General features: G+C 64.0%; 21 protein-coding genes. 9 read left to right on the forward strand and 12 right to left on the reverse strand.

The window, feature by feature from the left end; translation table 11 throughout:
* Positions 1-769 precede the first annotated feature (769 nt).
* The 7 genes from AC3CBN_RS02380 to AC3CBN_RS02410 all read right to left on the reverse strand — a co-directional run bounded on the left by AC3CBN_RS02380 (position 770) and on the right by AC3CBN_RS02410 (position 6,987).
* Positions 770-2,110 carry a sigma-54 dependent transcriptional regulator gene (locus AC3CBN_RS02380; protein ID WP_488635226.1) on the reverse strand — a complete coding sequence of 447 codons (1,341 nt, stop codon included), beginning with the start codon at positions 2,108-2,110 and terminating at the stop codon, positions 770-772.
* 307 nt (positions 2,111-2,417) lie between these two features.
* Entirely contained in the window at positions 2,418-2,837 is a 420-nt protein-coding gene (locus tag AC3CBN_RS02385; protein ID WP_488635227.1) for a VOC family protein, read from the reverse strand.
* Positions 2,834-3,289: an HIT family protein gene (locus tag AC3CBN_RS02390; RefSeq protein ID WP_488635228.1), complete on the reverse strand. Its 456-nt coding sequence runs from the start codon at positions 3,287-3,289 to the stop codon at positions 2,834-2,836. The genes AC3CBN_RS02385 and AC3CBN_RS02390 overlap by 4 nt, the downstream gene beginning before the upstream one ends.
* Before the next feature lie 5 nt (positions 3,290-3,294).
* Positions 3,295-4,113 carry an SDR family oxidoreductase gene (locus AC3CBN_RS02395; RefSeq protein ID WP_488635229.1) on the reverse strand — a complete coding sequence of 273 codons (819 nt, stop codon included), beginning with the start codon at positions 4,111-4,113 and terminating at the stop codon, positions 3,295-3,297.
* Between the two features lie 105 nt (positions 4,114-4,218).
* The gene (locus tag AC3CBN_RS02400) at positions 4,219-4,821 is read right to left on the reverse strand and encodes an LON peptidase substrate-binding domain-containing protein (RefSeq protein WP_488635230.1); all 603 of its coding nucleotides are present in this window, start codon (positions 4,819-4,821) and stop codon (positions 4,219-4,221) included.
* Positions 4,822-4,957: 136 nt separating this feature from the next.
* Positions 4,958-6,313 (reverse strand): UDP-N-acetylmuramate:L-alanyl-gamma-D-glutamyl-meso-diaminopimelate ligase, encoded by a 1,356-nt coding sequence (gene mpl, locus AC3CBN_RS02405; RefSeq protein WP_488635231.1) that lies wholly within the window; start codon positions 6,311-6,313, stop codon positions 4,958-4,960.
* An 89-nt stretch (positions 6,314-6,402) separates the two neighbouring features.
* Positions 6,403-6,987: an adenylate kinase gene (locus AC3CBN_RS02410; protein WP_488635232.1), complete on the reverse strand. Its 585-nt coding sequence runs from the start codon at positions 6,985-6,987 to the stop codon at positions 6,403-6,405.
* A gap of 226 nt (positions 6,988-7,213) precedes the next feature.
* On the opposite strand from AC3CBN_RS02410, the gene AC3CBN_RS02415 reads away from it, so the two are divergent.
* Together AC3CBN_RS02415 and AC3CBN_RS02420 are read left to right on the forward strand one after the other, a co-directional pair.
* Positions 7,214-7,642, forward strand: a complete 429-nt coding sequence (locus AC3CBN_RS02415; RefSeq protein ID WP_488635233.1) for a VOC family protein — start codon at positions 7,214-7,216, stop codon at positions 7,640-7,642.
* A 5-nt stretch (positions 7,643-7,647) separates the two neighbouring features.
* Positions 7,648-8,916, forward strand: coding sequence for a 6-phosphofructokinase (locus AC3CBN_RS02420; protein ID WP_488635234.1), 1,269 nt, complete (start codon positions 7,648-7,650; stop codon positions 8,914-8,916).
* 3 nt (positions 8,917-8,919) lie between these two features.
* On the opposite strand, the gene AC3CBN_RS02425 is transcribed toward AC3CBN_RS02420, so the two are convergent.
* Positions 8,920-9,687, reverse strand: a complete 768-nt coding sequence (locus tag AC3CBN_RS02425; RefSeq protein WP_488635235.1) for an alpha/beta hydrolase — start codon at positions 9,685-9,687, stop codon at positions 8,920-8,922.
* A gap of 166 nt (positions 9,688-9,853) precedes the next feature.
* On the opposite strand from AC3CBN_RS02425, the gene AC3CBN_RS02430 reads away from it, so the two are divergent.
* Together AC3CBN_RS02430 and AC3CBN_RS02435 are read left to right on the forward strand one after the other, a co-directional pair.
* Entirely contained in the window at positions 9,854-10,309 is a 456-nt protein-coding gene (locus AC3CBN_RS02430) for an RcnB family protein (protein WP_488635236.1), read from the forward strand.
* 203 nt (positions 10,310-10,512) lie between these two features.
* Positions 10,513-12,561 carry a sodium-translocating pyrophosphatase gene (locus AC3CBN_RS02435; protein WP_488635237.1) on the forward strand — a complete coding sequence of 683 codons (2,049 nt, stop codon included), beginning with the start codon at positions 10,513-10,515 and terminating at the stop codon, positions 12,559-12,561.
* Positions 12,562-12,665: 104 nt separating this feature from the next.
* Here the strand turns inward: AC3CBN_RS02435 and AC3CBN_RS02440 are convergent, their stop codons facing one another.
* Complete coding sequence (locus AC3CBN_RS02440; protein WP_488635238.1) at positions 12,666-13,952, reverse strand: hypothetical protein; 1,287 nt, start codon at positions 13,950-13,952, stop codon at positions 12,666-12,668.
* Between the two features lie 110 nt (positions 13,953-14,062).
* On the opposite strand from AC3CBN_RS02440, the gene pdxR reads away from it, so the two are divergent.
* From pdxR to ppa, 4 genes are all read left to right on the forward strand, one after another.
* Positions 14,063-15,526 (forward strand): MocR-like pyridoxine biosynthesis transcription factor PdxR, encoded by a 1,464-nt coding sequence (gene pdxR / locus AC3CBN_RS02445; RefSeq protein WP_488635239.1) that lies wholly within the window; start codon positions 14,063-14,065, stop codon positions 15,524-15,526.
* A 171-nt stretch (positions 15,527-15,697) separates the two neighbouring features.
* Positions 15,698-17,770 carry a prolyl oligopeptidase family serine peptidase gene (locus tag AC3CBN_RS02450; protein ID WP_488636648.1) on the forward strand — a complete coding sequence of 691 codons (2,073 nt, stop codon included), beginning with the start codon at positions 15,698-15,700 and terminating at the stop codon, positions 17,768-17,770.
* Positions 17,771-17,828: 58 nt separating this feature from the next.
* Positions 17,829-18,665, forward strand: a complete 837-nt coding sequence (locus tag AC3CBN_RS02455) for a 2OG-Fe(II) oxygenase (RefSeq protein WP_488635240.1) — start codon at positions 17,829-17,831, stop codon at positions 18,663-18,665.
* A gap of 215 nt (positions 18,666-18,880) precedes the next feature.
* Positions 18,881-19,420, forward strand: coding sequence for an inorganic diphosphatase (ppa, locus tag AC3CBN_RS02460; RefSeq protein ID WP_488635241.1), 540 nt, complete (start codon positions 18,881-18,883; stop codon positions 19,418-19,420).
* A 55-nt stretch (positions 19,421-19,475) separates the two neighbouring features.
* Here the strand turns inward: ppa and AC3CBN_RS02465 are convergent, their stop codons facing one another.
* Both AC3CBN_RS02465 and AC3CBN_RS02470 read right to left on the reverse strand, forming a co-directional pair.
* On the reverse strand, positions 19,476-19,682 hold the full coding sequence (locus tag AC3CBN_RS02465; RefSeq protein WP_488635242.1) for a hypothetical protein: 207 nt from the start codon (positions 19,680-19,682) through the stop codon (positions 19,476-19,478).
* Between the two features lie 68 nt (positions 19,683-19,750).
* Entirely contained in the window at positions 19,751-20,341 is a 591-nt protein-coding gene (locus tag AC3CBN_RS02470) for a ferritin-like domain-containing protein (RefSeq protein WP_488635243.1), read from the reverse strand.
* 144 nt (positions 20,342-20,485) lie between these two features.
* Here AC3CBN_RS02470 and AC3CBN_RS02475 point away from each other — a divergent pair, with 144 nt between their 5' ends.
* The gene (locus tag AC3CBN_RS02475) at positions 20,486-21,052 is read left to right on the forward strand and encodes a GNAT family N-acetyltransferase (protein ID WP_488635244.1); all 567 of its coding nucleotides are present in this window, start codon (positions 20,486-20,488) and stop codon (positions 21,050-21,052) included.
* Between the two features lie 104 nt (positions 21,053-21,156).
* Here the strand turns inward: AC3CBN_RS02475 and thiC are convergent, their stop codons facing one another.
* Entirely contained in the window at positions 21,157-23,034 is a 1,878-nt protein-coding gene (gene thiC, locus AC3CBN_RS02480; protein WP_488635245.1) for a phosphomethylpyrimidine synthase ThiC, read from the reverse strand.
* Positions 23,035-23,092 lie beyond the last annotated feature (58 nt).

Genomic DNA, 23,092 nt, shown 5'->3' on the forward strand with positions numbered 1-23,092 from the left:
GGCGGGCATTCGGGCATCCCCGAGACGGCCTTGATGTAACGGCAGCAACACGCCGTGGCGACTGCGTGCCGCCCGCGTTGGCCCGGCAAACCGCACCATTGGGCCACTAAGAGATGTTGGCACGGCGCTTGCTCCGTTATTGACGTACAGGCGGGAAGGGGGAGGGGCCAGCTGCGACAACGCACCGAACACCGTGGCAGGGATAACCACGGCGGCGGATAGGCGACGCCACTGGGTGGTCCAGGGCAAAGTCGGGGCGAACATCGCAGCTGGCAACGGAAACCTCCTCTTCCAGCTACTTACGTAGACGGACACATGGACAAATGGTCCGAACAGAATTCCGCCGCAAGGCGGTAGCGAGGGCGGTAACCCGGCAACCCCTGTGGCCGGGGCACCAATGGAAGCCCCCGGCCCGACCCCTGCGGGCCGGGGGCCTTCCTCTTCATCGGCAAAGAAGCTGTGCCTTGCGACGTGCGGGGTGAGCGGCGGGTGCTTGCAGTCAAGTGGCTGGGTGGGCGCTCAGCCAGCCATGCAAGAGCGAGCATCCGCCGCTCATCCTGCTTTCGCGTGATTGGCGTTCACATCCAGACCAAAGGCCGCCCGGCGCAAGCCCGGGCGCTTCGCTGTTGCTGGTCACGGAAAGCGCAGGATGATCAGCCCTTCGGCTGTTGAAAAGCTGTTGAAAACCCGGCTCTCGCGGGAATGACGAACGGCTCGCCAAACGTTTCCTGATGTATGCGCTCGATCGGGCGCGCGTTTGGACGTCTAATCAGCGCAACTCATCGAGCGCGAGCTGGTGCTTCTTGCATAGCCTGTAGATCGTCACGCGCGACACCTTGAGCCGACGCGCACACTCGCTGACGTTGAAACGGCTTTCACGCAGGCAGGCCATCACCGCGTCGCGTTCTGCTGCGACGCGGGTGCTGCCGAGACTGGAGCGCGACGCCTGCTTGGTGAGCATGTCAGCCAAGTCCAGGTCTCTCACGCTGATCAATGCATCCTCGGCCACCACGGCGGCACGCTGTACGCGATTGAGCAGCTCGCGGACATTGCCGGGCCACGCGAAGTCGAGCATGGCGCGACGCGCGCTGGCGCTGAAAGCGCGGGCCTGGCTGGGATGCTGTTCGCGAAAAGCGTCCAGGAATTTCTGCGCCAGCAACACCACGTCATCCTCACGCTCACGCAACGCAGGCATGCGCAAGCGCAGCACATTGAGCCGGTAGTACAGGTCCTCGCGGAAACGTCCCTGTTCGACGGCTTTCTCCAGATCCACGTGCGTGGCGGCGAGCACGCGCACGTCCAGCTTGATCAACTGGCTGCTGCCCACGCGCTCGAGCGTGCCCTCCTGCAGGAAACGCAGCACGCTGGTTTGTGCGTCCAGCGGCAGGTCGCCCACTTCGTCCAGAAACACGGTGCCACCCGCAGCGGTTTCGAAATGGCCGATGCGACGTGCATTGGCTCCCGTAAAGGCGCCGCGCTCGTGACCGAACAACTCGGACTGCACCAGGTTGGGCGGCAACGCACCGCAGTTGATCGCCGCGAACGGGCGCTCGGTGCGGGCGGACAGCCCATGCAGCGCACGCGCGGCCACTTCCTTGCCGGTACCGGTTTCGCCGGTAATCAGCACCGGCAATTCCACCGGTGCGTACTTGCGAATGCTGGCCACCACGGAGCCGATGGCCGCACTGCGCCCGGTCACGCCGATGTCGCTTGGCTCGGCCACGGGCGGCTGGTCACCGCCGATGCGCCCCAAGGCTTCCACCAGCCGGTCGACGTCCACCGGCGTGGAGAAATATTCGATGCTCGCTTCGAGAACGCGGTCGATCAGCGGCTCATGCACCGGCATCTCGGGCGGGACCAACGCCACCCAAGGTAACCACGGATGATCGGCCATGAGCAGCGCCATGGCCTGCATGGAGGCAGGGTCGCCGTGCCGCAGGTCGGCCAGCGCCACCACCGTATCGTTGTTGCGCATGCCGACGCCGCCCTGAGTGCCGGCGTCCGCCACGCGGATGATCCACCCTGCCCTAGCCAAGCCAGCCCGTTCCTCACCGGCAGGCTGCCCAAACCAGACAACGCATCGTCTGGCTTCCTCCCTCATAACAGCCATGGCTCCCTCCCCTTCCCCTATAAGGGTCACAGGTTTCGGCAGGTCGCAGCCCAACTTGCTGGCTACCCCCCGGTTACCACGCCCGTCGCGCCAAGCTAACCCGCGACTGCTGCAGAAATGTGATATGCGTCACACAATATACAACTCTGGTAGCAACAGTCACCCCACAAATGGTGCAGAACCGTCGAACGGAAGCCGGAGGCCGGGTGGCGAGCTAACACCAATGGCCTAGGGCTATTCCCTTGACAGCTTGTGGCGCCCACGCAGCGCAAGCCTCGCGACAGTGGGAATGCCAGGCATCGCCGGCTTACCAGACCCCGGTATTGGGCATCGATGCCCACGGTTCCTGCGGCGGCAGGTGGCCGTTCTGCAGCAGCTCGACCGATATCAGGTCCGGAGAACGCACGAACGCCATGTGGCCGTCGCGGGGCGGCCGGTTGATGGTGTAGCCCATCGACTGCAGGTGTGCGCAGGTGGCGTAGATGTCGTCGACCTGGAAAGCCAGGTGGCCGAAGTTGCGCGCGCCGCCGTAATCCTCGGTGGAGCCCCAGTTGTAGGTCAGCTCGATTTCGGCATCCGGCGTCTTGGGCGCCGACAGGAAGATCAAGGTGAACTTGCCGGCCGCGTTCTCCATGCGGCGGCTTTCCTTCAAACCCAGACCTTCACAGAAGAAGCGCAGGCTCGCATCGAGATCGCGGATGCGGATCATGGTGTGGAGGTATTTCATGGTGTGCTCCGTGGCGTCGGGGATGCGCCTTCAGGGGAAATGGCCAGCCGGATGCGCTCGGCCGTGCTCTCCAGCGTGTCGCGCGACACGGGTGCCGGCGCGCCGTGCGGATACACGCGCAACAAGCCGTCGCCAACCTCGCGCGGCTGCACGTGCAGGTGAAAGTGCGCTACCTCCTGCCCGCCCGCCGCGCCGTTGGATTGCCAAAGATTGAGGCCAGGCGGATGGAACACCGCGCGCAACGCCTGCGCCACGCGCACAGCCAGCTGCATCACCTCGCCCGCCACGACGGCGTCTATCGCGTAGATGTCCTCGACATGCGTACGCGGCACCACCAGCACATGACCGGGCACAGCCTGGCGCTGGTCGAGGAACGCCAGCGCGTTCCGGGTCTGCGCAATCACGCTCGCACTTCGCTGACCTGCCACGATGGCGCAGAACGGGCAGTTCATAACCGTCAATCCAGGAACAGGTCGGGCAACAGCGGCTTGGTCGGATCCATCGCGTAGGGCGACAGGTCGGTGATGCCCGCTTCGCGCAGCACGTCCTCATCGATCAGGAAGTGACCCGCGAAACCCGTGGCCGGCCTCGTGAGCACCGCGTGTGCGGCGTCGGCCACGATGGACGGCTTGCGGCAGCGCTCAAGCGGTATGCCCGGAATCATGTTGAGCGCATCGGTGGCGATGATCGTGCGCGGCCACAAGGCATTCACAGCCACGCCCTTCGGCCCGAATTCACCCGCCAGACCCAGCGTCACCAGACTCATGCCCATCTTGGCCAGCGTGTAGCCGGTGTGCGGCGCCCACCATTTGGGATCGAGCGAGGGTGGCGGCGCCAGCGTGAGGATGTGCGGGTTGGTCGACTTCAACAGATGCGGCATGCAGACCTGGGCACATAGAAAACTGCCACGCGCGTTGACCTCCTGCATCAGGTCGAAACGCTTCATCGGCGTATCGAGCGCGCCGGCCAACCAGATCGCGCTGGCATTGTTGACCAGAATGTCGATGCCGCCGAACGCTTCCACCGTGGCGGCTACAGCCGCCTGCACCTCCTCTTCTTCGCGGATATCGCACTTGATCGGCAGCGCCTTGCCACCGGCCGCTTCGATCTCCGCCGCCGCACTGTGGATGGTGCCCGGCAATTTGGGATTGGGCACGCTGCTCTTGGCAGCGATCGCGATATTGGCGCCATCACGCGCAGCGCGCAGTGCAATGGCCAGGCCGATGCCACGCGAGGCACCGGTGATGAAGAGGGTCTTGCCCACCAGGCTGCTCATGGATGTCTGCCTCGATTGAAGAGGGTCCAGTGTAGGAGCGCACCCAGTGCGCGAAAAGCCTACGTCCCAGGAGCAGCATCGACAGGATGCGAGAGCGGCGCGCCGCTAGGCACGCTGAAAGCGCGGCAGGATATCGCGCAACTCCTCCAGACGACGCACGGGATCGGTAAGTTCGAGCATGCGTTGCCGTTCATCCGGCTGCAGCGGCAGCAGTTCGGCAAGCCGGAAACCTACCCAACCCGCATCGTCATAGAGTTGTCGCGGTGCGTGCCGCCACTGCGGCGCCATGGTCTCGATCAGACGCTCCAGAATCGATGGCAGCAAGGCCAGCTCCACGGGCACTTCCTGCGCGGATTCCACGGGCCACAGCTCGACATCACCACGTACCAGGCCATCGGAACGCACACGCGTACGCGCCACGCGAAAGCGCTCGCCACCCTCGATGAGGATGCCCAGCAGGCCGTCCTCGCGGTTATGGAAATCGACGATGCGCGCCAGTGTGCCCACGGCTGCCGGCAAGGCGGGCGCACCGACTTCGGCACCCTCCAGGATCAGGCACACGCCGAACGGGCTGCCAGTGCGCGCGCAATCGCGCACCATGTCCAGATAGCGTGGCTCGAAGATGCGCAACGGCAGCTGGCCGCCGGGGTACAGCACCGTGCCCAGCGGAAACAGCGGAAGCTCGATGTGATGCGTCTTGGCCGCCATGGTGGGAAAGTCTAGCGAATGAGCGATGCCGCTTTTCTCCTTCTCCCCTCGGGGAGAAGGTCCGGATAAGCCACCTGAAGGTGGCTCACCTCAATCCTCTCCCCAAAAGGGAGAAGATGCGAATGCGAAGTGCGAGTTATTGATGGAGCGCTTCTACGAAGCGCTTAGGCGCACCTTCGAAGCCACCATTGGACATGAACACCACATGGTCGCCCTCTCGTGCTTGCTGACGCAACGTCGCGATCAGCGCATCGACCGTGGGCACTGTGCTGCCGCGTCCATTCAACGCACCGGTGACGCGGCTCGCATCCCACGACAATTCGGGACGATGCAGGAACACCACCGCATCGGCATCGGCCAACGAAGGCGCCAGCGCTTCGGCATGCGCGCCCAGTCGCATTGAATTGGAGCGCGGCTCGAGAGCGACCACGATGCGCGATGAGCCCACCTTCGCGCGCAGACCCGCCAGCGTCGTGGCGATAGCGGTGGGGTGATGGGCGAAGTCGTCGTATACGCGCACGCCATGGACGTCGCCCACCACTTCCATGCGGCGCTTCACGCTCTGGAAGGTGGAGAAGGCCGGCAGCAGCGCACGCGGGTCCGCACCCGCCGCTGTCGCGGCGGCCAGTGCCGCCAGTGCGTTCATCACGCTGTGATTGCCAAGCAACGGCCAGTGCACCTCACCCACCAGTTCACCCCGGCAACGCACGGCAAAACCGGAGCCGTCGGCAGTGAGCAGTTCAGCCTGCCAGTCGCCCTGGCCGATGCCAAAGGTATCCACCGGTGTCCAGCAACCCATGGCCAGCACTTCGGCCAGATGGTGATCGTGCGCGTTGACGACCAGCCGTCCGTTGCCCGGCACGGTACGCACCAGGTGATGGAACTGGCGCTGGATCGCCACCACGTCGGGGAAGATGTCCGCGTGGTCGTATTCGAGGTTGTTGAGGATGGCGATGCGCGGGCGGTAGTGCACGAACTTCGAGCGCTTGTCGAAGAAGGCGCTGTCGTACTCGTCCGCTTCGATCACGAACGGCTTGCCGCTGCCCACGCGAGCGGACACGTCGAAGTTGCCTGGTACGCCGCCGATCAGGAAACCTGGTGCGAGCCCGGCGCTTTCAAGCAGATGTGCCAGCAGGCTGGTGGTGGTGGTCTTGCCGTGTGTGCCGGCCACCGCCAGCACCTCGCGTTCCGGCAGCAGCGTTTCGCCCAGCCACTGTGGGCCGGAGATGTAACGCAGCTGCTCGTCGAGCATGTATTCCACGGCGGGGTTGCCGCGCGTCATCGCGTTGCCGACCACCACGAGGTCCGGCGCAGGCTTCAGGTACTGAGCCTTGTAGCCGTCCATCAGCCGGATGCCGAGTGACTCCAGCTGGGTGCTCATCGGCGGGTAGACGTTGGCGTCCGAACCTTCGACGGTGAGCCCGAGCTCACGCGCGAGTGCAGCGACGCCGCCCATGAAGGTGCCGCAGATGCCGAGAATGTGCAGACGCATGCTTGACCTGTTTGCTGGAGTCTTGAGGGTGCGACCACTCGGGTCGCGACCCTGGAAAACATCGGGCCGCCTTGCGGCGGCCCGGAGTGTCAGCCGTTGGCGGCGGCCGATTCGACCTGCAACGCACGCTTGACGCGCGCGGTGACCTCGTCGAGCTCACCCACGCCGTCCACGACCTGCAGCTTGCCGCGACGGGCGAAGAAATCAGCCACCGGCGCGGTCTGCTCGGCGTAGACCTTCAGGCGGTCGCGAACCACCACCGGGTCGTCGTCCTTGCGATGCTCGGCGGCGAAGCGGATCTCGCAGCGGCCGATGATCACTTCGTTCTGCACGTCAAGCTTGATCACGGCGTCCAGCGGCTGGCCAATCTTGACCAGCAGGTGGTCCAGCGCATCGGCCTGGGCCAGGTTGCGCGGGTAGCCGTCCAAAATGAAGCCGTTCTTCACGTCGTCCTGAGACAGGCGCTCTTCGAGCATGGCCAGCAGGATGTCGTCGGACACCAGCTTGCCGGCGTCCATCACGGCCTTCGCCTTCAGGCCCGTCGGCGTGCCAGCCGCCACCGCCGCGCGCAACATGTCGCCGGTGGAGATGTGCGGGATGCCGAGATCCACCTTCAGACGCGCAGCCTGGGTGCCTTTGCCCGAACCGGGCGGACCGAGTAGGACGAGTCGCATAGTGCTCCAAGGTATCCCTGGGTCACCGCACGCTGCGGGCCCATGGATGCAAGAAAATTAGCGTTCAAATTAGCTTCTGCGGCCGGTGCCGTCAAACGAGACTGGCGGCCGCGATTCGCCAAGTGCCTGTTATGAAACGAGTTACCCGTGACACTTCATTGCCACAGAAACATCGGCAATGGTCCAGATTAAGCTCCAGCGCACCACCCAGCGGAGGAAAACGGCCATGACGGCACCACGAATTCACATTGTCACGCTCGGCGTAAGCGACCTGTCGCGCTCCCGGCGCTTCTACGAGGCACAGGGCTGGAAGGCGTCCTCGGTCAGCAACGAGAACATCGTTTTCCTGAAGGGCGGCGCGGGCGTACTGGCGCTCTACGGCCGCGCTGCGCTGGCAGAAGAAGCGCTGGCCGAGGACCACCCTGCCGGTTTCGCCGCCGTGACGCTGGCGCGCAATGCCCGCGCCAGGGAAGAAGTGGACGCATGGTTCGCCGCGTCCGTTGCGGCCGGCGCACGCGCGGTCAAGCCGCCGCAGGAGGTGTTCTGGGGCGGATACTCCGGCTACATCGCCGACCCCGATGGCCATCTGTGGGAGTTCGCTTTCAACCCGTACTTCGTGTTTGATGAGAACGGCAACCTCGCCCTACCGGATTGATCCTCATGAAGTCGATATCCAAGCCCGCCGGTCGTTTGCTCTACGCCCAATCCGGCGGCGTCACCGCCGTCATCAATGCCACCGCCGCCGGAGTGATCGAGGCGGCGCGTGCCAAAGGTGTATCCGTGTATGCGGCGCACAACGGCATCCTCGGTGCCCTGCGTGAGGAATTGATCGATACCTCGAAGGAATCGAAGGCTGCCATCACGGCGCTGCGCCACACGCCTGGCGGCGCGTTTGGCTCGTGCCGCTACAAGCTCAAGTCGCTGGAAGCGAACCGCGCCGAATACGAGCGCTTGATCGACGTGTTCCGCGCGCACGACATCCGCTGGTTTCTCTACAACGGCGGTAACGATTCGGCGGACACGGCGCTCAAGATTTCCCAGCTCGGCAAGGCGATGGGTTACGACATCCGCTGCATCGGCGTACCCAAGACGGTGGATAACGACCTGGCCGTCACCGACTGCTGCCCCGGTTTCGGTTCGGTGGCGAAATACATTGCCGTGTCCACGCTTGAGGCAAGCCTCGATGTTGCCTCGATGGCCGACACATCGACCAAGGTGTTCATCCTGGAAGTGATGGGCCGCCATGCCGGCTGGATCGCCGCGGCATCCGGCCTTGCCGGCGAAGGTGCCGATGCGCCGCCGCATATCATCCTGTTCCCCGAGCGCGTATTCGATGAAGCCGCGTTTCTCGCCAGGGTGAAAGCCACGGTAGAGCGCGTGGGCTGGTGCACCGTGGTCGCTTCCGAAGGCATTCGAAATGCAGAAGGCCAGTTCCTCGCCGAAGCCGGCACGCGCGACGCGTTCGGCCACAGCCAGCTTGGTGGCGTCGCGCCGGTGCTCGCTTCACTGGTGAAGGAAAAACTTGGCTACAAATATCACTGGGCCCTGCCCGACTACCTGCAGCGTTCCGCCCGCCATCTCGCCTCCAAAACCGACGCCGAACAGGCGTATGCGGTGGGCAAGGCCGCGGTCGAGTACGCGCTGGCAGGCATGAACGCGGTGATGCCGGTGATCGTGCGCGGCAGCGATGCGCCCTATCGCTGGAAGATCGAGCCGGCGCCGCTGTCGAAGATCGCCAATCGCGAGAAGAAAATGCCAGCGAGCTTCCTCACTCGCGATGGCTTCGGCATTACCGCGGCGGCGCGGCGCTATCTCGCGCCACTGATCCAGGGTGAGGCGCCGCTGCCTTATGGCAGGAATGGCCTGCCGCAGTACGTGGCGCTGAAGAACACCGCAGTGGCACGCAAGCTTGAGCCGTTCGCGCGCTGAGCGTCACTTCAGGAAGCGGCTCAGGCTTACGCGGTAGTCCGCGTAGTCCTGAATCGTGTTGTGCCCGGCATCAGCCACCACCTGTTGCACGGGCGCTTGAGAAAACGCGCGCACCAGCGCGGCGGTGCGCGCAGCGGGAATGATCTCGTCCTGCTCGGCGCGAATTACCAGCACCGGGCAATGGATGGAAGCCACGTAGCGCCATGATTCAAAGCGCTCGCGCATCAGCGCATTCACTGGCATCCACGGGTAATAGCCGGCCGCCACGCGCACCAGACTGTCGAACGGGGTGACCAGCACCAGCCGCTCGACGGGTCGGTGCGCTGCCAGCTGGGTCGCCACGCCGCTGCCCAGGCTGCGCCCGAGCACGGCGACCGCGGTGTGCCGTGGCGCCACCTGATCGAACAGCGCGGTCGCATCCGCCACCAGCGCCGCTTCCGTCGGCTCGCCCTCGCTGGAACCGTAGCCGCGATAGGGCAATAGATAGATGGTCCGATCGGGCAGCCATTGCGCCAGTTCGATGCGCGTGTCCTCGACCCGCTCGCCGTTGCCGCCGAAATAGAGCAAGGCCTTCGCCTGTCCGGGATTCACCACCCAGCCGCGCAGCCGGACGGCGTCCCTGGCCAGCTCGAAATCCGGCGACTGCTTGACCAGCCAGGTCGCCTCCGGGTGATACACCAGCTGCCGTTGCCCCAGGAACAGATAGGCGCAAAACCCACCGTACAACAGCACGGCCAATGCGGCGAACACCACCATCACTCGCAGGAACATGCCCCCTCCCGTCAATTGCCTGAATGCCGGTTATTTGCTCAATGAGCGACAGCTGAAAGCTCTCATGTCCACCCCGGGAAATCATCCTCATCGTTCAGACGCAGCTTTTTACGATGAAGTCGACTACCGGCCAGGTGACATGGCCGGCTCACCGAGGAGTGATGCGATGAAAACCCTGTCCAGCGTGCTCGTGGCCTTGTCCCTGCTTGCCGCTAGTGGCGCCGCCTTGGCCGATCCGTGGAATGACCACGGCCGAGACCACAACCGCGGGCACGATCGCGATGATCGGCATGACCGCGGCGACGGGCATGACCGTGGCGATCGGCATGACCGTGGCGACAGGCACGACCGTGGCGACTGGCACGATCGCGACCACCGCGGCGACGGCTATTGGGGTCGCCGACCGGTCGAGCGCCGTTACTACAGCGACCGCCACTACTACGGTGGCCCTCGTCATTGGGAGCGTGGCTATCGCTATGACGGCCCGATGTACATCGTGAACGACTACAGCTACTACCGCCTGGCGCCGCCGCCGTACGGCTATCGCTGGGTGCGCGATGACGGCAACTACCTGCTGGTGTCGATCGGCGACAGCATGATTCTGGACATGGTTATCCGCTAACCGGTCGTTCGGATGCCCCATGAGGCGATGCCGCCAGGCATCGCCTTTTTTTGTGATCTCGCGCAGCCATGCGCTGCGTCGCACAACACGACTGTCGTCAACCTCTGTCTATACTCGCCGAGACCGCCCGCAAAGGGCGGCCGCCGTGTCGGGGTGCCGGTGGCGATCCCGACGATGTGGTTACCACCCATGGGGAGGTTCCGATGCTGCAGCAGTTTGGCTTGTGGATCGTGCTGGCGTGTGCGGTCTTGGCGGTTCTGTATGGCGCGCTCTCGGTGCGCTGGATCTTGGCGAAATCACCGGGCAACGAACGCATGCAGGAGATCGCCGCGGCGATCCAGGAGGGTGCAAAGGCGTATCTCAATCGCCAGTACGCCACCATCAGCGGCGTCGGTGTCGTGCTCTTTCTGATCATCGGCTTTGCACTGGACTGGCCCACGGCGATTGGCTTTGCCATCGGCGCGATCCTTTCCGGTGCCACCGGCTATATCGGCATGAACGTCTCGGTACGCGCCAACGTGCGCACCGCCGAAGCGGCACGCAGCGGACTGGCGGCGGCATTGAACGTGGCGTTTCGCGGCGGTGCCATCACCGGCATGCTGGTGGTCGGCCTGGCGCTGTTTGGCGTCACCGGCTACTACGTGATCCTCACCCGCATGGGCTACGAGACCATGCATGCCCTGCATGCGCTGGTGGGCCTGGCGTTCGGCTCGTCGCTGATCTCGATCTTCGCGCGCCTGGGCGGCGGCATCTTCACCAAGGGTGCCGACGTGGGCGCCGACCTGGTGGGCAAGGTGGAAGCGGGCATTCCCGAGGACGATCCGCGTAACCCGGCGGTGATTGCCGACAACGTGGGCGACAACGTGGGCGATTGCGCCGGCATGGCGGCCGACCTTTTTGAAACCTATGCGGTGACACTGATTGCCACCATGCTGCTCGGCGGCGTGATGGCCGAGCAGACCGGCAGCAACGGCGTGTTGTTTCCGCTGATATTGGGCGGCGCGTCGATCATCGCCTCGATCATCGGCACCTTCTTCGTGAAGGCGCGCGGCCCGAAGATCATGAATGCGTTGTATGCCGGTGTGGCCGTGTCAGCGGTGCTCGCGGCCATCGCCTTCTGGCCGATCACCAGCCAGTTGATGGCCGACTCGGCCTACGGCGTAGGTCACGTCTACGGGTGTGCGCTGATCGGTCTGGTGCTTACCGGCGCCATCGTGGTGATTACCGAGTACTACACCGCCACCGAGTACGCGCCGGTGCAGCACGTGGCGAAGTCCTCGACCACCGGTCACGCCACCAACATCATCGCTGGCATCGGCGTGTCGATGAAGTCCACGGCGTTGCCGGTGCTGGCGGTGTGTGCGGCGATCTGGGGCTCCTTCGCATTGGCCGGCCTGTACGGCATCGCCATCGCGGCGACGGCCATGCTCAGCATGACCGGCATGATCGTGGCATTGGATGCGTATGGCCCGATCACCGACAACGCTGGCGGCATTGCCGAAATGGCTGACCTTCCGCCCGAAGTACGCAACGTCACCGATCCGCTCGACGCGGTGGGCAATACCACCAAGGCGGTGACCAAGGGTTATGCGATTGGTTCGGCCGGCCTGGCTGCACTGGTGCTGTTTGCCGACTACACGCACAACCTCAACCAGCATCTGAACGTCAGCGATTTCCGCTTCGATCTCTCCAACCATTACGTGATCATCGGCCTGCTCATCGGCGGCCTGATTCCGTATCTGTTCGGCGCGATGGCGATGGAAGCAGTGGGCCGGGCGGCAGGTGCGGTGGTGGAAGAAGTACGCCGTCAGTTCCGCGATATCCCGGGCATCATGCAGGGCACCGCCAAGCCGGATTATTCCCGCGCGGTGGACATGCTGACCAAGTCGGCGATCAAGGAAATGCTGGTGCCCTCGTTGCTGCCAGTGTTGGTGCCAGTGGTAGTGATGTTCGGCTTCAAGTGGCTCGGCGGTGTCGAAGCCGGCGCGCAGGCGCTGGGCGGCGTGCTGATCGGCACTATTGTCACTGGCTTGTTCGTGGCCATCTCCATGACCACCGGCGGTGGCGCGTGGGACAACGCCAAGAAGTACATCGAGGACAACCATTTCGGTGGCAAGGGTTCCGATGCGCACAAGGCTGCAGTGACCGGCGATACCGTGGGTGACCCGTACAAGGACACGGCGGGTCCGGCGGTGAATCCGCTGATCAAGATCATCAATATCGTGGCCCTGTTGCTGATTCCTCTGCTGTAAGCCACGTTGCGCAAGAAGCCAGGGCAGGGATCGCCCCTGCCCTGGTGGGTCCACGCCGCTTCGGCCGCTGGGGAGTGTCGTCTCCTTACGACAACCGCGACCGATTACGGGACCGAGGACACCTGATCGAGCTTCAGCCGCCGCAGCAGTGGCGTCCGCATCGCATCAGGCATGGCGATGCTGTGAATCACCTGTGTGGACGTGCGGTAACTCGTTCTGCCGTAGGTCGGCTTCGCCACGAACGTCACCTGATTCCCGCTGGCGGCATCAATCGCAAGACCGGTGATCTCGCCCTGGTCGTTGATGTCCAGCGCTTGCGCGAGCAGGCCGTCATATCCCGATGCCAGCGTATTGAGATCCGTCATCCTGCCGTTCTGCCACAGAAAGGCGTGGCAACTGGCGAAATGCGCCGTGCAGGAAAGTCCGACGACCTGATCACGCACATTGATGCCCGTTGCCTGGCTATGCGCGTCGCCGGGATAAAGCGTGCCCAGATCCTGCATGCCGCTGGCGCGCGTCCAGAGGAAGGCGTGCTCATGCAAAGCGCCGCCATCGCTCGCCGACACATTGGAGAAGCCCACCACATGGCCTTGCAGGTTGATGGCCATCGGCGTGTGCCACGCAACGCCGCCGAGATTACCCAGATCAGTCACCTTGCCGTTCTGCCACAGCACCGCGTGGCGCGCGCTGAAGCGCCCGACCGCCTGATCGCAGATGCCGGAAATACCCACCGCCTGTCCCCGGTCGTTGATGGCTGTGGCAGCACCCGAGGTATCTCCGCTCACCAGCGGAAGTTCACGGATCTGGTTCACGCCCGGCCCCCAAATCACGGGGCGAAACTGCAGCACCTGGCCACTGTCGACGGTATCGCAGGTGGGATCGTGCACGGCGTTTTCCGCCCAGCCGGTGATCTGCCCGAGATCGTTGGCGCCCGCGGCGAAACCGTTGTTGCCGCCCAGTGTAGGCAGTGCGCGCATATGGCCCCACGTCCACACGAAACCCAGACAGGTGCTGCTGGTGGCGGTGGCCGCGGGAAAGAATGCCGAGCAACTCCAGCTTTCGCCGAGCGGATCGGGTTTGCCTGTTTGCGCAATGCCCGCAAGCACGCCGATGTTGTTCTTCACGGGCCACTGGATATCGCTGTTGAGCCCGCCGAGCGTGCCCAGGTCATGAACGCCACCGTTCAACCAGAGCGCGGCATGCCCCTGCGTGTCGCCGGCGAGGTTGGACACGCCACTCACCAGGCCAAGATCATCAATGCTGTTGCCTGAGCTGAACGTGCCGCCGAGCGCGGGAAGTTGCGAAACGCTGTAGTGGGCCTGGCCCCAGGCCGCCATGGGTAATGCAACGGTGCAAAGAGCGGCCATGACGATGTAGGAAAGCGAGCGCATACGAACCTCCATGACGGTGATGCGGGGCTCACAGCGTGCGTCCCGCCGCTCCGGGTCGGGAGTTCCACTTCTCACATTTCCACTAGTCCGGTTGTGCTTACAATCCGGTCATGCGCCGATGGGATCTTGCCATTGCACTCGACCCCGGACGCGAGCTGCCGCTGTTCCTGCAGCTCGCGGGCGCCATCGCCGATGACATACGCTCAGGGCGCCTGAAACCCGGCGAACCGCTGCCCGGCTCACGCGAACTGGCTGCCCGCCTTGGCCTGAATCGCAACACTGTCGTCGCCGGCTACGGCGAACTGGCGGCCGAAGGCTTGGTGAACACCCGGATGGGCGGCGGCACGTTCGTCGCCGCGCCGGCGCCGGCGCCACCGGCACATCCCACCGCAGCGACGCAGGTGCCCACCTATTCCCTGCTGCCTGCGCTGCCGCTGCCTGCGTTGGCCGGCGCACCAACACCCGGCATGCTGGTGATGTCCAACGGCGCGCCGGACGTGCGCCTGTTCCCGGCGCGTGCGCTGGCGCGGGCATTCCGTCGTGCCCTTGAGCGCCGCGGTCGCTCCCTGCTGGCCGACAATGACGCCTGCGGCCATGTTCGCCTGCGCACCGAGCTGGCCAACATGCTCGCCCGTAACCGCGGCCTGCTCGCGACACCCGACAACCTGATGGTGACCCGCAGCATCGAGCAGGGCATCGACCTGGTGGCCCGCACCTTGATCGGTGCGGGCGATGCCGTCGTCGTCGAAGCCTTCGGCTATCCGCCGGCCTGGAGCGTGCTGAAACTGGCGGGCGCGCACCTGATCCCGATTTCGCTGGATGGCGATGGGCTGGACGTCGACGCGCTGGAGGCCCTGGTCGCGAGACAAAGCATTCGCGCGGTGTTTGTCACGCCGCATCACCAGTTCCCCACGACCACGGTGATGTCGCCGGCTCGCCGTGCGCGGCTGGCCGATCTCGCGCTGCTTCACGGGTTCGCCATCATCGAAGACGATTACGATCATGAGTTCCACTACGAGGGCAAGCCGATACTGCCCATCGCTGCCGGTTCCGGACGTGCCAATGTGGTGTACGTCGGCTCGCTCGCCAACCTGCTTGCCCCGGGCGTAAGCACGGGTTTCGTGGTGGCGCCGCCGGCGGTGTTCGAGCGGCTGCGAAGCATGCGCGCGGCCAGCGACGCACGCGGAGACGCAGCGATGGAATGCGCCATCGCAGAACTGTTCGAAGACGGCGAGCTGCTTCGCCATGCGCGCCGCATGCGAAAGGCCTATGCCAGGCGACGCGATGCCCTTGCCAGCGCGCTCACGCACCACCTGGGCAGCGCTGTGAGCTTTCATCTGCCCGAAGGCGGCATGGGCCTGTGGGCGCGGGCGGACGATGGCATCGACGTGGCCCGCTGGTCTCGTGCCGGCGAACGCGAAGGGGTGAGGTTCTTCGATGCGCAGCGCTACGCATTCCACCAGCAACCCCAGCCCTTCCTGCGCCTGGGTTTCAGTTACCACGACGAAGCGGAGCTGGATGAGGCCGTGCGCCGCATGTCGCGCGCACTCGCGCATGGGCGACAGGTGCATTAGCCTGCCGGCTCCACTCCGATGGTCACCGCTTTGCAACGGAGCTTTTGCAGCCGCCCTGCCTTCCTGCAGGTGACGCCAGCGGCCCGGCCTGATTGAATCACCCCACCTTCCCGGCACCGAGAGAGCTCGCTCGTGAATAAGCATCCGCTCGCACTCTTCCTCGCACTAACGATGGCCAGCATGACGCACGCAGCAACTCCCGAACCCAAGATCGCCCATGACACCACCACCGATGCCAATCTCTGGCTGGAAGATATCGATGGCGCCAGGCAACTCGACTGGGTAAAGCAACAGAACGCCGATACGGTGAAGAAGTATGCCGACAGTGCCGAGTTCAAGCAGCTCGACGCACAACTCCTCGAAGTGCTCGATTCCAATGAGCGCATTCCGATGGTCAGCAAGATCGGTGATCACTTCTACAACTTCTGGCGCGACAAGGATCACCCGAAGGGCCTGTGGCGCCGCACGACGCTCGACGAATACCGCAAGGACAAGCCCGGCTGGGAAACAGTCATCGACCTCGATGCACTGGCCAAAACCGAGAACGAAAACTGGGTTTGGCACGGCGCGCAATGTCTCAAGCCCGACTACCAGCGTTGCCTGGTAGCACTCTCGCGGGGTGGCGCTGATGCCGATGTGGTGCGCGAGTACGACCTGCCAGGCATGCAGTTCGTGAAAGGCGGCTTTGAACTGCCCGAAGCGAAGAGCAATGTCGCGTGGAAGGACAAGGACCACCTCTACGTCGCCACCGACTTTGGCCCAGGCTCGATGACAACATCGAGCTATCCGCGCATCGTCAAGGAGTGGAAGCGCGGTACGCCGCTGTCCAGCGCCACCACGGTGTACGAGGCGAAGAAAGAAGACATGAGCGCGTCGGCGATGCGCGACAACACGCCCGGTTTCGAGCGCGATTTCGTCACGCGGCAGATCGCCTTCTACGACAGCGAAACCTTTGTACGCGGCAAGGACAACAAGCTCACCAAGATCGACGTACCCAGCGATGCCAACACCGACGTACATCGCGAGTGGCTGATGATCGAACCTCGCAGCGACTGGACGGTGGGCGGCAAGACTTACAAGTCCGGCTCGCTGCTTGCAGCCAGGTTCGACGACTACATGGCGGGCAAGCGTGAGATCGCCGTACTTTTCGCCCCGACGGAAACCACTGCGTTGGACGGCTATTCGTGGACTCGTCATCAGCTGATCCTCAACGTGATGGACAACGTGGTGAACAAACTGGAAGTGCTGACGCCGCAGACGGGCGAATGGAAGCGAGGTAGCCTCGGCGGCGCGCCCGCGCTGTCCACCATCGCGGCAGGCGGCGTGGACGACGATACCAGCGACGACTACTTCCTCACCGTCACCGGTTTCCTGCAGCCGACCACGCTTTACTACGGCACCCTTGGCCAGGGTGAGGCGCAAGCGATCAAGCACAGCCCGCGTTTCTTCGATGCGTCGAAATACGATGTGAGCCAGCACTTCGCCACCTCCAGGGACGGCACGCGCGTGCCCTACTTCGAGATCGCCCCGAAAAACCTCAAGGCGGATGGCAAGAATCCCACTCTGCAATACGGCTATGGCGGCTTCGAGATTTCGCTGCAACCGAACTACAGCGGTGGCATGGGCCGCGCCTGGCTAGACAAGGGTGGCGTCTACGTCATTGCCAACATCCGTGGCGGCGGTGAATACGGCCCGCGTTGGCACAAGGCCGCGCTGAAGGCAAACCGCCTGCGCGCCTACGAGGATTTCGCCGCGGTGACGCAGGATCTGTTCGCGCGCAAGATCACCTCGCCACAGCATCTGGGTGCGATGGGCGGCAGCAACGGCGGCCTGCTGATGGGCAACATGCTCACGCTGTACCCGCAGCTGTACGGCGCCATCGTCAGCCAGGTGGCGCTGCTGGACATGAAGCGCTACACGTACTTGTCGGCGGGTGCGTCATGGATCGCCGAATACGGCGACCCGGACAAGCCGGCCGAGTGGGCGTGGATCAAGACCTTCTCGCCATACAACAACGCCAAGGCTGGCCAGAAGTATCCACCGGTGCTGTTCACCACCTCCACTCGTGATGATCGAGTGGGCCCGGTACACGCACGCAAGATGTATGCAAAGCTCGAAGGACTTGGCTACGACGCCAGCTTCTACGAAAACATCGAGGGCGGCCACGGCGCGGCGGCGGACAATAAACAGTCGGCCTTTATGAACGCACTTGGCTACACCTATCTATGGGAACACGTGAAGTAGGCCCCGCCTCTCGCGTAGCATGGAGCGCCAGCCCGAGCTGGCGTTCCATACATAGCCCATGACTACCCCAAAGATTCGTCCTGAACTGCGCGAGTGGATTCTCGCCACCACCCGCGCCGGGCACGGCCCGGATGAAGTGCTCCGGCTCATGAAGAACGCCGGCTACGCGCTGCCGCTGAGCCGCCGCATCCTGTCGGAAGTGCTCGACATGCCGCTGGCCGCACTCGACGCGGAAATCGCCAGGCGCGCCGACGGCCTGCGCACTCGACACCCCGTGGCACCTCGGCAGCAGGTGGATGGTCACACCGTACGTGTATCCCTCAGCGTCGATATGCCGATAGTTCGCGTCCTGGAAGGCCTGCTGACTGCGCAGGAATGCGAAGAGTTGATTGCCGAGGCTCAGCCGCGCCTGCAGCGTTCGCTCACCGTGGATGTCGAAGGCCGCCACCAGACCGACCAACGTCGCACCAGCCAGGGTATGTTCTTTCGCACCGGCGAAACGCCGCTGATCGAACGCATCGAGCAACGCATCGCCAAACTGCTGGATCTGCCAGTGAACCATGGCGAAGGGCTGCAAGTGCTGCACTACTTGCCCGGGCAGGAGTACGAGCCGCATTACGACTGGTTCGACCCTTCGCAGCCAGGTTTTGCCGCCGTCACGGCGAAGGGCGGGCAACGCATTGCCAGTGTGGTCATGTACCTCAACACGCCCGACGAAGGCGGTGGCACCGGGTTTCCCGCACTCGGCCTCACGGTGACGGCCCTGCGCGGTTCGGCCGTCTATTTTGCCTATGAGACGGGCGATCAGTCCTCACTGCACGCCGGCCTGCCGGTAACGCGCGGCGACAAGTGGATCGCCACCAAGTGGCTGCGGGAGCGGCCTTACGGGGTCTGAAAGCAGCTCGGCAAGTCGATATCGGATGCCCAGTGGCCAGGCTTTCCGCGAAGGTGCCGGTTCCAGTTTTTACTGGCACGACGGCAAAAACAGGCCCGATTTGCCCTTCGGGCAGCTAACCGTCCATGACTGGCGAACGCGCAGACTGCTGCGATGCACCACCTTTTGCCGTATCCTTTCGGGTCTTTGCTTTTGACTACGCCAAGGACATGCCCATGGGTCTGCACCTCGTCTCCGCCGGCCGCAAGGTTCCGGACGAAATCAACGTCATCATCGAAATCCCCAAGGATGCCGAGCCCGTCAAGTACGAGGTGGAAAAGGAAAGTGGCGCGATCTTCGTCGACCGCATCCTGTCCACGCCGATGCGCTATCCGTGCAACTACGGCTATGTGCCGGGCACGCTGGGCGGCGATGGCGATCCGCTCGACGCGCTGGTGATCCTGCCGCTGCCGCTGGTGCCGGGCGCGGTGATCCGCTGCCATCCGGTCGGCATGCTGAAGATGACGGACGAAGCCGGCAGCGACGAGAAGCTGGTGGTGGTGCCAGTCGAGAAGATCTTCGCCGGCTACGCGCACATCAAGGACATCAAGTCGGTCTCGGGCCACTGGCTGGAGCGCATCGGTCACTTCTTCGAGCACTACAAGGATCTCGAGAAGGGCAAGTGGGTGAAGCTTGAAGGCTGGGTCGGCGCTGACGAGGCGAAGGCCGAGATCCTGTCCGGTATCGAGCGCTACAAGGCCGACAAGAAGAACTGATCGTCTGCGATCACGGCGCGTCGCCTATCAGGCGGCGCGCTTTTTTTATGCCTGCTCATTCAGTCGCGGCGGCCGAATCAGCGGCCACCGCCTGGCTCGCAGGTGGGGATGAATCGGTTGCAGCAGCCATCGGCTGGGTCGCACCGAACATGGTGACGCACCACAGCAGCACACACACGGCCAGCACGATGATGGACAGTGCAATGAGCACGGTCCGCAGGATGACATGGCCCTGACGGGCGACATGGTTGGACATCGGCATGATGCCTCTCCTGATGACGATACGTTGTCCTGATAACGCCGCAGACCGGATCCGGCTGACCGGCACTTTCAGTTCTTGCCCGACTTCTTTTTTTCCGATCGCGGTTTGGCGGGCTCGCCCTTCTTGCCCAGTTCATCGAGCAATGTCGCAAGATCCTCTGCATGCTCCTCTTCCATGGCAAGGATCCCTTCCATCAGGCGCCGGCTGGTCGGATCGCTGGTGCCGAGGTACTGGATGATCTCGCGATAGCTGTCGATGGCGATGCGCTCGGCGACCAGGTCTTCCTTGATCATGTCCACCAGATCCTCTCCCTCGACATAGTCGGCATGGCTGCGCGATAGCAGCCCTTCGGGGGAGAAATTGGGTGCGCCATCGAGCTGGGTGATGCGTTGCGCGATGAGGTCGGCATGGCCCTGTTCCTCGTTGGCGTGCTCGAGGAACTCGGCCGCCACGCTCTTGGCGTGAATGCCCCTGGCCATGAAGTAGTGATATTTGTAACGCAGCACGCACACGATTTCGGTGGCGAGCGCCTCGTTCAACAGCTTGATGACGGTCTTGCGGTCGGCGGTGTAACCGGCGGTGATCGCGCCTTGCTCGATGTGCTCGCGAGCACGCTTGCGAATGGTTTCGATGTCGGTAACGAATGGCTTGGCTGCCATGGCGTGCCTCCGTTGGCTGGCTGGGCAATGCCGGGACCGTAGGTGGCGACGCGCGAAACGCAGGTGAAAACAGCGGCATTCATTTAGATCGCGCGCTCGGCGGCGCTTTGCCGTGCCTGTGGCAGCCAGCGCTAGACTGCCGACATGAAATTCACCATTCGCCCGGTGACACCCGACCTTTGGCCCGCGCTGGAGGACCTCTTCGGCCAGCACGGCGCCTGCAACGGTTGCTGGTGCATGTATTGGCGCATCGGCAGCCTCTATCACCAACGGCCGCGCGTGGAAAACAAAACGGCCTTGCGGGAGATCGTGGAACGTGGGCCACCACCGGGGCTGCTTGCGTTCGATGGAGAGCGAGCAGTCGCCTGGTGCCAGCTCACGCCGCGTGCGGATCTGCCGTGGCTGGACCGCGAAAAAGTGCGCGCCCGCGTCGATGAACTACCGGTGTGGTCCATCTCATGCTTCTACGTGCGCCGCGGCTATCGCAGCAAGGGCGTGACCAAAGCGCTTATCGACGCAGCCGTTGTCGCTGCGCGATGTGCGCATGCGCCAGCGGTCGAGGCTTACCCGTGGGACACAAACGACCACAAGCCCGGTGCATTCACCGGGATTGCGTCGACGTTTGCGCGCGCGGGGTTCAAGGTCGTCGCACGACGGCAGATCGATCGGCCGATCATGCGGTACGAACTACGTACGACGCATCACTTGTAGGAGCGCACCCTGTGCGCGACAAACCGATCCCCCAAGGGGACCTGGCGAAGCGGTGACCCGCATCGCCGCGGTCGCACACAGGGTGCGCTCCTACAGTGGTTTGATCAGGCCTTGTGATAGACCTCGGCGCCCTGCTCGCGGAACTCGGCAGCCTTTTCCGCCATGCCATCTTCCAGCGCCACGAACGCATCGGTGCCGTGCTCGGCCGCGTAATCGCGAACGTCCTGCGTGATCTTCATCGAGCAGAACTTCGGACCGCACATCGAGCAGAAATGCGCGGACTTGTGCGCATCCTTCGGCAGCGTTTCATCGTGGAATTCCTTGGCCTTCTCCGGATCCAGGCCGAGGTTGAACTGGTCGTCCCAACGGAATTCGAAGCGGGCCTTGCTGAGGGCGTTGTCACGCACCTGCGCACCCGGATGGCCCTTGGCGAGATCTGCAGCGTGGGCGGCAATCTTGTACGCGATGATGCCGTCACGCACGTCCTGCTTGTTGGGCAGGCCCAGGTGTTCCTTCGGCGTCACGTAGCAGAGCATGGCGGTGCCGAACCAGCCGATCATCGCCGCGCCGATGGCGCTGGTGATGTGGTCGTAGCCCGGCGCGATGTCGGTGGTCAGCGGCCCCAGCGTGTAGAACGGCGCCTCGTGGCACTTCTCCAGCTGACGCTCCATGTTCTCCTTGATGAGATGCATGGGCACGTGGCCGGGGCCTTCGATCATCACCTGCACGTCGTGCTTCCAGGCGATCTGGGTCAGTTCGCCCAGCGTGTCGAGCTCACCGAACTGCGCGGCATCGTTGGCATCGGCAATGCAACCCGGGCGCAGGCCGTCGCCGAGACTGAAGGACACGTCGTACGCCTTCATGATCTGGCAGATGTCTTCGAAGTGCGTGTAGAGGAAGTTTTCCTTGTGATGCGCAAGGCACCACTTGGCCATGATCGAGCCGCCGCGCGAGACGATGCCGGTGACGCGCTTGGCGGTCAGCGGCACGAAGCGCAGCAGCACGCCAGCGTGAATGGTGAAGTAGTCCACGCCCTGCTCGGCCTGCTCGATCAGCGTGTCGCGGAAAATTTCCCAGGTGAGGTTTTCAGCCACACCATCGACCTTCTCCAGCGCCTGATAGATCGGCACCGTGCCGATCGGCACCGGCGAGTTGCGGATGATCCACTCACGCGTCTCGTGGATGTGCTTGCCGGTGGACAGATCCATCACCGTGTCGCCGCCCCAGCGAATGGACCACACCAGCTTCTCCACTTCCTCGGCGATGCCGGAGGACACGGCAGAGTTGCCGATGTTCGCGTTGATCTTGGTGAGGAAGTTGCGGCCGATGATCATCGGCTCCGCTTCCGGATGGTTGATGTTGGCCGGGATGATGGCGCGGCCGCGCGCCACTTCGTCGCGCACGAATTCCGGCGTGATCAGCCTCGGCAACGCCGCACCGAACGACTCGCCCGGATGCTGTTTGAGCAGCGCGCTGTCACGCAGCGCCTCGATGCGCTGGTTTTCGCGGATGGCAATGTATTCCATCTCGGGCGTGATGATGCCCCGGCGCGCGTAGTGCATCTGGCTGACGTTGGCGCCGGCTTTGGCGCGACGCGGCGCATGCGTGGCGGTGAAGCGGAACGCATCGAGCCTGGCGTCGGTGGCGCGCTGGCGGCCGAAGGCGGAGCTGAGGCCATCGAGCTGTTCGGTGTCGCCGCGCTCGGCGATCCAGCCCGCGCGCAGCGGCGGCAGGCCGGCAGCCAGATCCACTTGATAGTCGGGGTCGGTGTACGGGCCGGAGGTGTCGTACACGGTGATTGGCGGGTTCTCCTCGCCACCGAACAGGGTCGGTGTCTGCGCCTGGCAAATCTCGCGCAGCGGAACCTGCAGATCCGGGCGGCTGCCCTGCACGTGGATCTTGCGCGAACCCGGAATCGGGCGCGTCACGGCTTCGGAGAGTTCCTGCGCGGCGCGCGCGAGGTCGGTGGGCAGGGCATTCATCGGCATTCGTCCTTCGAGAGGCGGGGGAACGAAGCGACGGCGCCGGACGCACAGCACT

The sequence above is a fragment of the Dyella sp. OK584 genome, assembly GCF_057787755.1.